This window comes from Dactylosporangium thailandense (genome assembly GCF_059739745.1).
Genome location: NZ_AP029195.1, coordinates 6773688 through 6786146, shown reverse-complemented (window position 1 = coordinate 6786146; position 12459 = coordinate 6773688). Strand labels below are relative to the sequence as shown.

Sequence of the window (12459 nt, the reverse complement as noted above, 5' to 3'; positions counted from 1 at the left end):
GGGAGGGACCGGCGGAGCCTAATGGCTGCCGCCGATCCCTCGCAGCCCCGGTCAGGTCGCCGGCATGTCCCGCCGGCGCAGCCCCGCGAGGCCGGCCGCGCCGAGTGCCAGGGCGACCACGGTCAGCCACACGACCGGCGTCGCGGTGAACGCCGAGCCGGGCAGCTTCGGCACGTGCGCGAACGGGGTGGCGTCGAGCAGGTACTGATTGATCCCGAACAACGCCCCGAGCTCGACCAGCAGCACCGACACGATGAGCGCGGCCCAGGTCAGGGTGCTCAGCCGCGGCGCGAACCCGATCAGCGCGATGCCGAGCCCGGCCAGCACCAGCGCGGCCGGCAGCTGCACCATGGCGGCGCCGAGCAGCCGGGCCGTCTGGCCGCCGGTGTCGTGGACCTGCGCGCCGTAGACGAGCCCGCCCGCGATCCCGGCCACGGCCAGCAGCAGGGCGGTGCCGAGCACCGCGAACACCAGGTGGCTCGCGGCCCAGCGCAGGCGCCCGACCCGGGTCGCCAGCAGCGCCTCGACTCGGCCGCTGCTCTCCTCCTGGCGCAGCCGCAGCGTCGCCTGGATCGTGTACGCCGCGGCGAGCTGGCCGATGAGGCCGTAGATCGCGCCGAGGAACGCGTCGGTGAGCCCGGTCCGCCCGCCCATCCGCGACAGGACGTCGGTGAGCTGCTGGTTGGGCGAGCTGAGGTTGCCGATGCCGACCGCGGCGCCGCCCATCACGGCCCCGGCCGCGGCCAGCGCGACCACCCACGCGAGCAGCAGACCCCGGTGCAGGCGCCAGGCCAGGCCGAGCGGGCTGCGCAGGGCGGGGGCGGCCTGGGCCGGGCCCGGGCGCTCGGCCAGCAGACCGGCGCCCACGTCGCGGCGGTCGACGAGGACGTACCCGACGGCGGCGAACAGGACCGCGAACCCCACGAACAGCAGCGCGATCCACCAGCGCTCGCCCGCGAAGGGGCGCATGTGCAGGGCCCAGCCGGTGGGCGACAGCCAGCTCAGCGCGGTCGGGCCGGTGTCGCCGACGGCGCGCAGGAGGTAGGTGCCGCCGAGCACGGCCCCGGCGATCCCCGTCGCGGCCCGGGCGCCCCGGGTGAGCTGGGCGGTCGCGGCGGCGATGGCCGCGAACAGCATCCCGAACAGGGCGGTCGCGAGCCCGAAGGCGAAGGCGCCGGCCGGGTCCAGCCCGACGGCGACGAGCCCGAGCGCGCCGAGCAGCCCGATCGCGAGGTCGGCGGCGACGGTGACCGCGAGGGCGGCGCTCAGCGGGGCGTACCGGCCGATCACCGTGGCCCGCAGCAGCTCCAGGCGGCCGGACTCCTCCTCGGTGCGGGTGTGCCGCACGACCGTCAGCACACTCATCAGCCCGATGAGGATGAGCTCGGACACCCCGATCTTCCACACGGTGAGCCCGCCGATGGACACGCCGAACAGCGGGCCGCTCAGGGCGACCAGGGACGGGTTGGACAGCACGCCGCTGACGGCCTGGAGGTCGGCCTCGGTGGGGTACAACTTCTGGTAGTTGGCCGCGGTGCCCATCGGCATCAGCGCGAGCCCGAGCACCCACACGGTGAGCCGGACCCGGTCGAGGCGCAGGGCCAGTCGCGCGAGCGCGCCGGTGCCGGTCATCGCGCGACCCCCGAGCGCGGCTTCGCCCCGTCGGCCGCGGCGCGGTCGTAGTGGCGCAGGAACAGCTCCTCCAGCGTCGGCGGCGTGCTCGTCAGGCCCCGCACGCCGGCCGCGGTGAGCCGGCGCAGGACGGCGTCCAGCTCGGCGTTGTCGACGCTGAACCGGACAGTACCGTTGTGCGCCTGCAGGTCGTGCACGCCCACGAGCTCGCCGAGACCGTCGACCGGCCCGGCCAGCTCGGCCTGGATCGACGTGCGGGTCAGGTGCCGCAGGCTCTGCAGCGTGCCCGTCTCCACCGCCCGGCCGTCGCGGATGATGGTGACCCGGTCGCACAGCGCCTCGACCTCGGCCAGGATGTGGCTGGACAGCAGCACCGTGCGGTCGCCGCGCCGCTGCTCCTCGCGGATCACCTCGCGGAAGACCTCCTCCATGAGCGGGTCGAGACCGGAGGTCGGCTCGTCGAGCACGATGAGCTCGACGTCCGAGGCGAGCGCGGCCACGAGCGCGACCTTCTGGCGGTTGCCCTTCGAGTAGGTCCGGCCCTTCTTCGTCGGGTCGAGGTCGAAGCGCTCCAGCAGCTCCTTGCGGCGCGCGGGGTCGAGCCCGCCGCGCAGCCGGCCGAGCAGGTCGATGACCTCGCCGCCGGAGAGGCTCGGCCAGAGCGTGACGTCGCCGGGCACGTAGGCGAGCCGCCGGTGCAGCTCGGTCGCGTCCTTCCACGGGTCCCGGCCGAGCAGCCTCGCCTCGCCCGAGTCGGCGTGCAGCAGCCCGAGCAGCACCCGGATGGTGGTCGACTTCCCGGCGCCGTTGGGCCCGAGGAAACCGTGCACCTCCCCGGTCCGCACGGACAGATCGAGCCCGTCGAGCGCGCGGGTGCGCCCGAACGTTTTGACCAGTGCGTCAACGCGGATCGCCTCGGTCATGGTCGCTCATTGCTCCTTCTGGTTTCCCCTGTGGTTGTCCCGCAGCGCCTGCATGGCCCGGTGGGCGTCGGCGGCGAGCGTGGGATCGAGCAAAGTGCTGGAGTAGAAGTCGACCATCGCCTCGACCAGGCGCGTGTAGCCCTCCATGGCGAACATGTCGGCGCCGAGGTTGCGGGAGACGTGGTCGTGCATGGCGAGCAGCCCGGACTGCATGCCGACGAGCACCGCCGCGAAGCCGCGCCGGTCCTGCGTGACGTCCGGCGCGAACTTGTCGATCCACTGCTCGGCGATGAGCACCATGTCGTCGAACATCGCCGCGGCGGCGGGCGAGCCGTCGAGCAGGGCCCGGGTGACGTACCGGTACATGAGCATGACCGTCGGGTGCACGGAGGGCATGAACCCGGGACTGGCCATCTTCCCGTCGATGATGATCTCGGCCTTGATCTTCATCGACAGGTCGAGCACGTGCTGGTCGCACGCCTCGCGCAGACCCTCCTTCGACCCGAAGTGGTGCCGCAGCAGCCCCGGCGAGACCCCGGCGGCCTGCGCGATGTCGCGCACGGTGGTGCCGTCCATGCCCCGATCCGCGAACAGGCGGATGGCGGCGTCCCGAATCCGGGCACGGGCCGTGAGGTCCTCGTCCGTCATGCGGCGTCACCCCTTGCTATACGTGCGTACAGCCGACTATACGCTCGTATAGTCGGCTGGCAAGGGGGGACCGGCAGAGGGTTCCGGGGGCCGGTCAGCCCCCGGCGGGATCGAGCCGGTAACCGGCCCCGCGCACGGTCTTGATCGCGGTCCGGCCGTACGGATGATCGATCTTCTTGCGCAGGTAGCCGACGTAGACCTCGACGATGTTGGGGTCCCCGTCGAAGTGCGCGTCCCACACGTTCTCGATGATCGCCGTGCGGCTCAGCACGTCACCGGGGTGGCGGAGCATGAACTCGAGCAGCGCGAACTCCCTCGCCGTCACCGATATCTCGTCGGTACCGCGGGTGACCCGCCGCTGCACCGGGTCCAGGTGCAGATCGCCCGCGCTGAGCACGACCGGCCGCTGCGGCGCCCCGCGCCGGATGAGCGCCCGCAACCGGGCCACCAGCACCACGAACGAGAACGGCTTGGTGAGATAGTCGTCGGCCCCGAGATCGAAGGCGTCGGCCTGGTCGTACTCCCCGTCCTTCGCGGTCAGCATCAGCACGGGGGTCCACACCTGCCGCTGCCGCAGCTGCCGGCACACCTCGTAGCCGGACAGCCCCGGCAGCATGATGTCGAGCATGATCGCGTCATAGGCCCCGTGCGGCGTCTCGGTCGCGGCCCACAGCCCGTCCACGCCGGTGTGCACGAGGTCGACCGTGAACCCCTCCCCGCTCAGCCCGTCCCGGATCGTCTCGGCCAGGTTCACCTCGTCCTCGACCACCAGCACCCGCACGACGCCCACCCCTCCCAGCGCGAACCTCCAGACTCACACTGTGATCCTGAACCAATCCTGAACGGCCCGGGCCCGATCGTCAGCGCGGCGTCGCGGCGGTCGGGGCGAAGGCCGGCCCGTGCCCGGGCACCACGAGCGCGGCGAGGGCCAGCACCCGCTCGCGCCCGGCGTGCAGGGCGTCCAGGTCCGTCGCGTACGCGTCGCCGGCCGACGTCGCCGTGGTCCACAGGTGCGTGAAGGCGACGAGCCCGTCCGCGGTGTCGGCGAGGGTCGTGATGTCCTGCGGGCTGTGGCCGGGGGTGCGGATGAGCCGCACGGACGGGCTCAGCTCGAAGCCCTCGGCGTCGCGGTCCTCCCACACGTCACCGTGGTAGATCGCCCAGTGGTCGTGGAAGCGCGCGGCCGGGAACAGGGCCGCGTTGAGCGTGTGGTCGGGATGGTGGTGGCTGAACACCACGTCGGTCACGTCCTGCGGCCGCACGCCGAGCGCGCGCAGGGGGTCGAGGATCAGGGCACGGTCGCGCACCATGCCGGGGTCGGTGACGATCAGCCGCGAGCCGTCACGGATGAAGCCGACGGTGCTCGCCACGGCGCCGCCGAGGTAGCCGGTGTGCAGCAGGGAAACGGTCGCACTCATACCGGCTGAGCATTCGCGCCGCGGCGCCGCGCCGCGAGCGGCCCGGCCGCCCAAGTGCGCAAGATTCCTGCCAATAGGATCGTCGCCGTGTTCACCACCGCCCCGGCCGCCGTCGACGTCGCCGCGACGTTTCCGCAGCTCGTGCCCTTCGCGCGGACGGCCGTGCGGCTGCATCCCCGGCCGGGGTCGCCCGACGCCGGGCAGAGCTCGATGGGCGGCCCCCTGCTGTGGCCGGCGGCGGAACCCTGGCCGATGTGCGACGGCCCGGACCCCTACGACCACTGGGGCCGGCCGCCGGCCGAGGCCCGCAGTCCGCTGGTCCCGGTGCTGCAGCTGTTCGCCGAGGACGTCCCCGGGCTGCCGTTCCCGGCCGGCAAGGACGTGCTGCAGGTGCTGTGGTGCCCGTTCGACCACAACCCGTGGAGCTCGCCGCGGCCCGAGCTGCGGTGGCGCCGGCGCGCCGGGACCGGGCCGCGGCTGCGCACGGCACCCCCACCGGACCCGGCGGCCGAGGCCGGCCGCGTGCCCGACCCGTGCGTCCTGCACCCGGAGCGGGTGACCGAGTACCCGAACCACGACCTGCCACCGCAGGTCCGGGAGAGCATCAGGCCGGCCGTCGCGCGGGTCGAGCGGGAGACCGGGTGGGAGTACGAGTACGACCTGTCGGTCGCCTCGGGCACGAAGGTGGGCGGCTACCCGGGCTGGACCCAGGTGCCGGACTGGCCCGCGTGCGGCTGCGGCGCCGTGATGGAGCACCTGCTCACCGTGGCGACGTGGGAGTTCAGCCGGGGCGACGAACGGCGCTGGATCGCGCTGGAGGACCGCCCGGCGATGGCGGGGTGGGACGCCGGCGCGGCCGATCATCCATGGCGGCGGGTGCAGAACCCGGCCGGGCTGATGCTCGGCGACGCCGGGGGCATCTCCCTGTTCGTGTGCCCGCACTGCGACGATCGGCCGTTCGACCATCGGTTCGACTGCGCCTGATCACAGCGTGGCGAAGGCCCGCGTGCGGCGGGCCTTGGCCAGGCAGCGGGCCCTCGTCGGGCCGATGGCGCCGACCGGGATGCCCAGCGCCGCGCTGATCTCGCGGTAGGGCACGGGCGGGTCGCTGAAGAGCATGGTCAGCAGCCGGCGGTCGCGCGGCGGGAGCTCGTCGAGCACCCGGTGGGCGATCTCGTGGCGCCGGGCCGCGTCCGGGTCGGGGTCCGGCTCCGGGTCGGCGGGATCGGGGAGCCGCTCGGTCTCCACGGGGATCTGGCGGCCCTGGTGGCGCAGCAGCATCAGGCACTCGTTGCGGCTCGTCGTCACCAGCCAGCCGGGCAGGGCCCGCGGCTCGCGGATGTCCCGCAACCCGGCCACCAGGCGCAGCCACACGGCGCCGCAGACGTCCTGGGCGTCGGCGCCGCGCAGGCAGTACCGGGCGCAGATCGCGAAGATCAGGGGTGAGTAGCGCTCGACGATCTCCCGCCAGGCGTCCGAGTCGTGGCGCGCCGCGCGCTCCAGCAGTGTGGTCATGGCAGAAGGGTCGCGGGGCCACCTGATCGGCGACCTTGCGCCAACCTTGCGGGCCTTCCCAGCACCCTCGCCGGTCCGCGACCATGAGGGGGTCATGGACATCCGGCTGTTCGGGGAGGTCCGGCTGTTCGCGGCCGGGCGGCTGCTCGACGCCGGGGCGCCGCGGCAGCGGGCGGTGCTCGCCGCGCTCGCGGTCGACGCGGGGCGCCCGGTGCCGATCGAGACGGTCGTGGACCGGGTGTGGGGCGAGGAACCGCCGGCCGAGGCGCGCAACGTGCTCTACTCGCACGTGAGCCGGCTGCGGCGGCTGGTGGCGATCGAGCGGCGCAGCGCCGGATACCTCCTCGACGTCCCGCCCGAGACCGTGGACCTGCACCGCTTCGCCGCGCTGGTGCAGACCGGCGGCGCGGCGGCGCTCGCCGAGGCGCTCGCGCTGTGGGACGCCCCGCCGCTCGCCGGGATCGGCGGGGACTGGGCGGACGCCGTGCGCACGGCCTGGCACCGGCGGCGCCTCGACGCGGTCGTGCGGTGGGGCGAGCTGCGGCTCGAGGCCGGGCACCCCGGGGAGGTGGCCGCGGCCGTCGCCGACCTGACCGCCGAGTACCCGCTCGCCGAGCAGCTCGAGGTGCTCGTCCTGCGGGCGCTGCTCGCCGCCGGCCAGCGGACCGAGGCCCTGGAGCGCTACGGGCACATCAGGCGCCGGCTCGCCGACGAGCTCGGCACCGAGCCCGGGCCCGAGCTGCGCGGGCTCCACGAGCGGCTGCTCGGCCGGGCCGGCGCCGGGAACGCCCCCGCCGGGAACGCCGGCGTCATCCCGGCCCAGCTGCCGGCCGGCATCGGCGGGTTCGCGGGGCGCGCGGCCGAGCTGCGGCTGCTCGACGACCTGCGGGGCACCGGCACGGTGATCCTCTCCGGCACCGCCGGCGTCGGCAAGACCACCCTGGCCGTGCACTGGGCGCACCGCGTGCGCGACGCCTTCCCGGGCGGCCAGCTCTACGTGAACCTGCGCGGCTTCGATCCGGGCGGCGACCCCGTCACCCCGGCCGCCGCCGTCCGCGACTTCCTGGACGCGCTGGACGTGCCCGCGAGCCGCCGGCCCGCCAGCCTCGAGGCGCAGATCGGGCTGTACCGCAGCCTCCTGGCCGGCCGCCGCGTGCTCGTCGTGCTCGACAACGCGCGCGACGCCGGGCAGGTCCGGCCGCTGCTGCCCGGCGCGCCCGGGTGCCAGGCGGTGGTCACCAGCCGCGACGAGCTCGTCGGGCTGGTCGCCGAGGGGGCCCGGCCCGTACCGGTGGATCTCCTGCCCACCGAGGAGGCCCACGCCGTGCTGCGCGAGCGGCTCGGCGCCGCGCGGGTCGAGGCCGAGCCCGGCGCCGCCGCGGAGATCGCCGAGCTGTGCGCGCGCCTGCCGCTGGCCCTCGCCGTGGTGGCGGCCCGGGCCGCGACCCGGCCCGCGTTCCGCCTCGGCGACCTCGCCCGGCAGCTGCGCGAGGCCCGCGGCGGGCTGGACGAGTTCGCCGGCGCCGACCCGGCCACCGACCCGCGCGCGGTGTTCTCGTGGTCCTACCTGCGGCTGAGCCCCGCGGCCGCCCGGCTCTTCCGCCTGCTGGGCCTGCACCCCGGGCCGGACCTCGGCACCCGGGCGGCGCGGGCCCTCGCCGGGACCGCCCGGCCGGCGCTGGCCGAGCTGACCCAGGCCCACCTGCTCACCGAGATCGGCCCGGGCCGCTACGCCTGCCACGACCTGCTGCGCAGCTACGCCGCCGAGCTCGTCGCCGAGCACGAGAGCGCCGGCGAGCGCGCGGCGGCGACCCGCCGGCTGCTCGGCTACTACCGGCACAGCGCCTACCTCGCCGACGGCTTCGTCGAGCCGCGCCGCGAGGTGCCGCCCGAGTTCGCCCCGCTGCCGGCCGGCGTCGAGCCCGAGCGGATCGTCACGCACGCCGAGGCGCTGGCGTGGTTCACGGCGGAGCGGCCGGTGCTGCTGCGGGCGGTACACCAGCCATCCGCGTTCGACCGGGAGGTGTGGGAGATCGTCTGGGCGTCGCGGCGGTTCCTGAAGCTGCGCAGCCGCTGGCACGAGGCCAACGCCATGCTGGCCGCGGCCCTGGAGGCGGCGCGCCGGCTGGACGACGGGCCGAAGCAGGCCTTCGCGCACTGTTTCCTCGGGTGCAGCGCCGTGTGGCTGGACCGCCACGACGAGGCCGGCGAGCAGCTCGACGCCGCGCTCGCCCGCTACGCCGAGGGCGGCGACCGCATCGGCCAGGCCTACACCCACCACTACTGGGCCTGGCTGCTGGAGAAGCAGGGGCGCCACCCCGAGGCGCTCGGCCACGCCGAGCGGTCGCTGGCGCTGTTCGCCGCGGCCGGGCACCGCGCCGGGGAGGCCAAGGCGCGCAACGCGGTCGGGTGGTTCCACGCGCTGGCCGGGGACCACGCCGCCGCCGTGCACCACTGCGAGCGGGCCCTCGCGCTGCAGCAGGAGCTCGGCGACGGGCTCGAGGCCGCCCAGACGTGGCACAGCCTCGGCTTCGCGCACCACGCGCTGGGCGACGACACCCGGGCGCTGCTGTGCTACAAATCCGCGGAGGACCTGTTCCACCGGTCCGGATATCTGTTCAACGAGGCGCTCGTCCTGACCGCATCGGCCGATATCCACGCCGCCTGCGGCCGTCACGACCGGGCCCGCGCCGAACGGCGGCGGGCCTACGACATCCTGCGCCCCCTCGGCCACCCGCTGGCCGAGGAGGTCCGCGCGCATCTGGAGGATTCGCATGACTGAGCCCGCAACGACGCCACCCGGCGACGACGACCTCGCCGCCCTCTACGCCACGCTCGCCGCGCTCGACCTGCCGCCCGCGCAACGGCAGCTGCTCGACAACATCCTGGCGATGGCCCGGGACATGACGCCCACGGACGAGCCCGTCGCCGCCGGGTTCGCCGCCGCCTACGCCCCCGGCGCGGCCGCCCTGATCGCGGCCTACGCGCACGGCGGCCCGCTGCTGGTCAGCCACGCGCCCGGCGGCGGCCACCCGGTGATGATCAGCCGCATGATCAGCCGCTGACCCGTGCCGGCGACCGCGGGGCCGACCGTCATCGTGGCCATGCCGTTCCTGCACGCCGACCGCCCGTCCATCCCGCTCGGGCTGCTCAAGGCGATCGGCGCGGCGCGAGGCTTCCCGGTGCGCACCCTGCACGCGTGCCTGGACTTCGCGGCGCGCATCGGCCCCGAGTACTACGCGCTGCTGGCCGACCACCGCGGCCGCCAGGTCGGCGACTGGCTGTTCTCCGTCGAGGCGTTCGGGGCCGAGGCCCCGGACCCCGACGGACGGCGGCTGCTGGAGGCGTTCGGCGACGAGCTGGCCTACCTCGGCGACCGGCTGCCGCACATCCGCGCCCACGACGTGCCCGCGTTCCTCGACGCGATCGAGCGCGAGCTGGGCGACGCGCGGATCGTCGGCTTCAGCGCGACGTTCCAGCAGAGCGTCGCCTCGTTCGCGCTCGCCCGGCGGCTCAAGCGGCGCCGGCCGGACCTGGTGACCGTCTTCGGCGGCGCCAACTTCGACGGGGCGATGGGCCCGGCCCTGGCCCGCGCGCTCGACGTGATCGACTACGCCGTCGTCGGCGAGGGCGACGACGCGTTCCCGGCGCTGCTCGACGCGCTCGCGAAGGGCGAGGATCCGGCCGCCGTACCGGGCGTCGCCACCCGATCCCGCCACACCCCGCCGGCCCCGCCGCGGCAGCGCCTCGACGAGCTGCCGGTGCCGGACTACGACGAGTACTTCGCCCGCGCCGCCCGCCTCGGCCTGCCCGTCGAGCACGTCGCGCTGCCGTTCGAGTCGGCCCGCGGCTGCTGGTGGGGCGCCAAGCACCACTGCACCTTCTGCGGCCTCAACGCGACCACGATGGCCTTCCGCGCCAAGTCGGCGCCGCGGGTCCTGGCCGAGCTCGACACCCAGTCCCGCCGCCACCGCACGTTCCGCTTCGAGGCGGTGGACAACATCCTCGACCCGGCGCTGCTGCGCTCGCTCGTCCCGGCCCTCGCCGAGCGCGAGTACCAGCTCTTCTACGAGGTGAAGGCCAACCTGAGCCGGGCCCAGCTGCGCGCGCTCGCCCAGGCCGGCGTGACCCGGCTGCAGCCCGGCCTGGAGTCGCTGAGCTCGGCGGTGCTGCGGCTGATGGACAAGGGGGTGCGCGCAGCGCAGAACGTGAACCTGCTGCGCTGGGCGCGGTACTACGGCATCGGCATCGCCTGGAACATCCTCTGGGGCTTCCCCGGCGAGACGGCCCAGGACTACGCGGCGCAGACCGCGCTCGTCCCGCACCTGGCGCACCTGGCCCCGCCGGCCGACGCCGGCCCGGTCTGGCTGGAGCGCTTCAGCCCCCTGTTCGCGACGTTCGCGAAGCGGCCCGAGCCGAGCTACTCGCTCGTGTATCCGTCCACTGTGGACCTGAACGAGGTCGCCTACTTCTTCGACTACGAGCCGCTCGACCCGCTGGATCCCCGGGTGTACGGGGAACTGCGCGACGCGGTCGCGGGCTGGACCGCGCGCTGGAACTCGCCCGAGCCGCCGGTGCTGGTCTACCGCGCCGCCCCCGGCTTCCTGCAGATCTACGACGGGCGGCATCCGCCGGGCACCGGGACGTACACCTTCCACGACCCGCTCGCCGCGATCTACCTCGCGTGCGCCGAGCGCCCCCGCACCCTGCGCGGCGTGCGGCGCGACCTCGGGCTGCCCGCCGCCACGATCGCGGCCGCGTTCGCGGGCTTCGCCGAGCGCGGGCTCATGATGCTGGACGAGGATCTCGCCCTCGCGCTGGCCCTGCCCGCCACGCCCGGCCGCTGAGCCGTATCACGGCGCCGGGCGGTGCATCCGCTCGGTGTGGACAGTTCGGTCATCATCGAGGCGCCGTGCTCGAGCGCGACGCGCGGCGGGCGGTTCGGCTGGGACCGGCTGCACAAGGACGGCTGCGCGATGGCCGCGGCCGTGCTGCTGTGGCCGGGCGGCACGGCGGCGTTCGCCGCGACCGTGGCCGGCGCCGCGCCCGGCGACGCCTGGGTGATCTGGCACGTGGACCTGCTCGACGCCGACGGGTTCGTCCTGGGCTCGCTGGCGACCGAGGACCCCGTCGGCGGCGACTGGCGCAAGTTCCTGCTCCCGATGCCGTGGCCCGGGATGCGGTACCGCCGGGAGGGCCGGGCGACGTTCGACGCCGGGCTGTGGCCGGTGCTGCGCCGGCTCAAGCTGTATGCGTCGGTGGCTCGCGGAACTCGGCCGTCACCCGCCAGCCCCGTTCGGCCGTGCCCCAGGTGAGGGTGCCGCCGACCGCCGCCACGTCCTCGGCCAGGCTCGCGAGGCCGAAGCCGCCGCCGCCCGGCTCGCCCGCGGGCCGCCCGGACCCCGGCGTGCTGGTCAGCCCGAGCCGGACCGTCTCGCCCGCCCGGGTCACGGTCGCGTCGAGGCGGGCGCCGGGGCCGTCGTGCCGCAGCGCGTTCGTGGCCGCCTCGCCGACGAGCCGGAAGGCCACCTCGCGCACGGCGGCCGGCAGGGTGTCGAGGCCGGTGATCCCGTCCGCCTCTAGGCCCGCCTCGCGCAGGGCGGCCAGGCGGCCGTCGAGCGTGGCGGCGGCGTCGCGCTGGGCCTCCTCGGCCAGGGCCAGGCGGACCTCGGCGAGGGCGGCGCGGCCGGCGCCCAGTACGACATCCAGGCGCTCCTCATCGGCGGTCGTCAGCCGTGCCGTCGCGCGCAGGGCCTCGCCCTGCACGAGCATGACGGTCATCGTGTGCGCGAGCCCGTCGTGCAGGCGCCGGGCCAGCCGCTCCCGGGAGCTCGCGGTCGCCGCGGCCCGGTCCGCGAGGTGCCGTTCGAGGCGCAGCTGCGCGACCAGGGCCCGCTCGCGCAGCAGCACGCCGCGCTCGGCGCCGAACAGCCAGGTGACGATGAGCGCGCCCGCCGCGAGCAGCCCGCCCTCGACCGGGCCGTGCCGGATCGCACCCGTCACCGTGACGAGCACGACCGCGCCGCCGCACACGCCCCACCGCACCCACGGCGAGCGGTGCGTGGCGGCGCCGTAGAGCGCGAGGGCGGCCGGCAGGTAGCCGACCGCGCGCGCCATCCCGAGCAGCGAGTGCGCCGCGGTGGCCGCGGCGATGACCGCGAGCGCGGCGCCCGGGTACCGGCGGCGGGCGAGCAGCGGCACCAGCTGCACGACCGCGAGCGGCACCGAGACGACCGAGTCCGAGAGCGCGAACAGCACGACGACCAGCGCGAAGAGGGCGATGTCGAACGCGAGCAGCCGGCGCACCCGGGCTCCCCCTTACG

General features: G+C 75.3%; 12 protein-coding genes. 5 read left to right on the top strand and 7 right to left on the bottom strand.

Annotation, left to right across the window (positions count from 1 at the left end):
• Nucleotides 1-51 precede the first annotated feature (51 nt).
• The 5 genes from AC6JBM_RS29960 to AC6JBM_RS29940 all read right to left on the bottom strand — a co-directional run bounded on the left by AC6JBM_RS29960 (nt 52) and on the right by AC6JBM_RS29940 (nt 4621).
• On the bottom strand, nt 52-1632 hold the full coding sequence (locus AC6JBM_RS29960; RefSeq protein WP_497977386.1) for an ABC transporter permease: 1581 nt from the start codon (nt 1630-1632) through the stop codon (nt 52-54).
• Nucleotides 1629-2555 carry an ABC transporter ATP-binding protein gene (locus AC6JBM_RS29955; protein WP_497977385.1) on the bottom strand — a complete coding sequence of 309 codons (927 nt, stop codon included), beginning with the start codon at nt 2553-2555 and terminating at the stop codon, nt 1629-1631. The genes AC6JBM_RS29960 and AC6JBM_RS29955 overlap by 4 nt, the downstream gene beginning before the upstream one ends.
• A 6-nt stretch (nt 2556-2561) precedes the next feature.
• Complete coding sequence (locus AC6JBM_RS29950) at nt 2562-3203, bottom strand: helix-turn-helix domain-containing protein (RefSeq protein WP_497977384.1); 642 nt, start codon at nt 3201-3203, stop codon at nt 2562-2564.
• Between the two features lie 94 nt (nt 3204-3297).
• A complete protein-coding gene (locus tag AC6JBM_RS29945) occupies nt 3298-3984 on the bottom strand; it encodes a response regulator transcription factor (RefSeq protein ID WP_350609453.1) in 687 nt (228 codons plus the stop codon).
• Nucleotides 3985-4063: 79 nt separating this feature from the next.
• On the bottom strand, nt 4064-4621 hold the full coding sequence (locus AC6JBM_RS29940) for an MBL fold metallo-hydrolase (RefSeq protein ID WP_497977383.1): 558 nt from the start codon (nt 4619-4621) through the stop codon (nt 4064-4066).
• Between the two features lie 87 nt (nt 4622-4708).
• On the opposite strand from AC6JBM_RS29940, the gene AC6JBM_RS29935 reads away from it, so the two are divergent.
• Complete coding sequence (locus AC6JBM_RS29935) at nt 4709-5605, top strand: hypothetical protein (protein WP_497977382.1); 897 nt, start codon at nt 4709-4711, stop codon at nt 5603-5605.
• Here AC6JBM_RS29935 and AC6JBM_RS29930 read toward each other — a convergent pair whose 3' ends face one another.
• On the bottom strand, nt 5606-6136 hold the full coding sequence (locus AC6JBM_RS29930; protein WP_497977381.1) for an RNA polymerase sigma factor: 531 nt from the start codon (nt 6134-6136) through the stop codon (nt 5606-5608).
• 94 nt (nt 6137-6230) lie between these two features.
• On the opposite strand from AC6JBM_RS29930, the gene AC6JBM_RS29925 reads away from it, so the two are divergent.
• The 4 genes from AC6JBM_RS29925 to AC6JBM_RS29910 are packed head-to-tail and all read left to right on the top strand — an operon-like array spanning nt 6231 to nt 11451.
• On the top strand, nt 6231-8918 hold the full coding sequence (locus tag AC6JBM_RS29925) for an AfsR/SARP family transcriptional regulator (RefSeq protein ID WP_497977380.1): 2688 nt from the start codon (nt 6231-6233) through the stop codon (nt 8916-8918).
• The gene (locus tag AC6JBM_RS29920; protein WP_497977379.1) at nt 8911-9201 is read left to right on the top strand and encodes a hypothetical protein; all 291 of its coding nucleotides are present in this window, start codon (nt 8911-8913) and stop codon (nt 9199-9201) included. Before AC6JBM_RS29925 ends, AC6JBM_RS29920 begins: the two co-directional genes overlap by 8 nt.
• Nucleotides 9202-9204: 3 nt before the next feature.
• Nucleotides 9205-10983, top strand: coding sequence for a RiPP maturation radical SAM C-methyltransferase (locus tag AC6JBM_RS29915; protein ID WP_497977378.1), 1779 nt, complete (start codon nt 9205-9207; stop codon nt 10981-10983).
• Nucleotides 10984-11019: 36 nt separating this feature from the next.
• A complete protein-coding gene (locus tag AC6JBM_RS29910) occupies nt 11020-11451 on the top strand; it encodes a DUF6294 family protein (protein WP_497977377.1) in 432 nt (143 codons plus the stop codon).
• On the opposite strand, the gene AC6JBM_RS29905 is transcribed toward AC6JBM_RS29910, so the two are convergent.
• Nucleotides 11378-12442 carry a sensor histidine kinase gene (locus tag AC6JBM_RS29905; RefSeq protein ID WP_497977376.1) on the bottom strand — a complete coding sequence of 355 codons (1065 nt, stop codon included), beginning with the start codon at nt 12440-12442 and terminating at the stop codon, nt 11378-11380. The genes AC6JBM_RS29910 and AC6JBM_RS29905 overlap by 74 nt on opposite strands.
• Between the last annotated feature and the right edge of the window lie 17 nt (nt 12443-12459).

Bases quoted from the DNA above. Each gene is read 5' to 3' on its own strand.
- AC6JBM_RS29950 (WP_497977384.1), bottom strand. From the start codon at position 3,203: ATGACGGACGAGGACCTCACGGCCCGTGCCCGGATTCGGGACGCCGCC.
- AC6JBM_RS29940 (WP_497977383.1), bottom strand. From the start codon at position 4,621: ATGAGTGCGACCGTTTCCCTGCTGCACACCGGCTACCTCGGCGGCGCC.
- AC6JBM_RS29960 (WP_497977386.1), bottom strand. From the start codon at position 1,632: ATGACCGGCACCGGCGCGCTCGCGCGACTGGCCCTGCGCCTCGACCGG.
- AC6JBM_RS29955 (WP_497977385.1), bottom strand. From the start codon at position 2,555: ATGACCGAGGCGATCCGCGTTGACGCACTGGTCAAAACGTTCGGGCGC.
- AC6JBM_RS29925 (WP_497977380.1), top strand. From the start codon at position 6,231: ATGGACATCCGGCTGTTCGGGGAGGTCCGGCTGTTCGCGGCCGGGCGG.
- AC6JBM_RS29920 (WP_497977379.1), top strand. From the start codon at position 8,911: ATGACTGAGCCCGCAACGACGCCACCCGGCGACGACGACCTCGCCGCC.
- AC6JBM_RS29930 (WP_497977381.1), bottom strand. From the start codon at position 6,136: ATGACCACACTGCTGGAGCGCGCGGCGCGCCACGACTCGGACGCCTGG.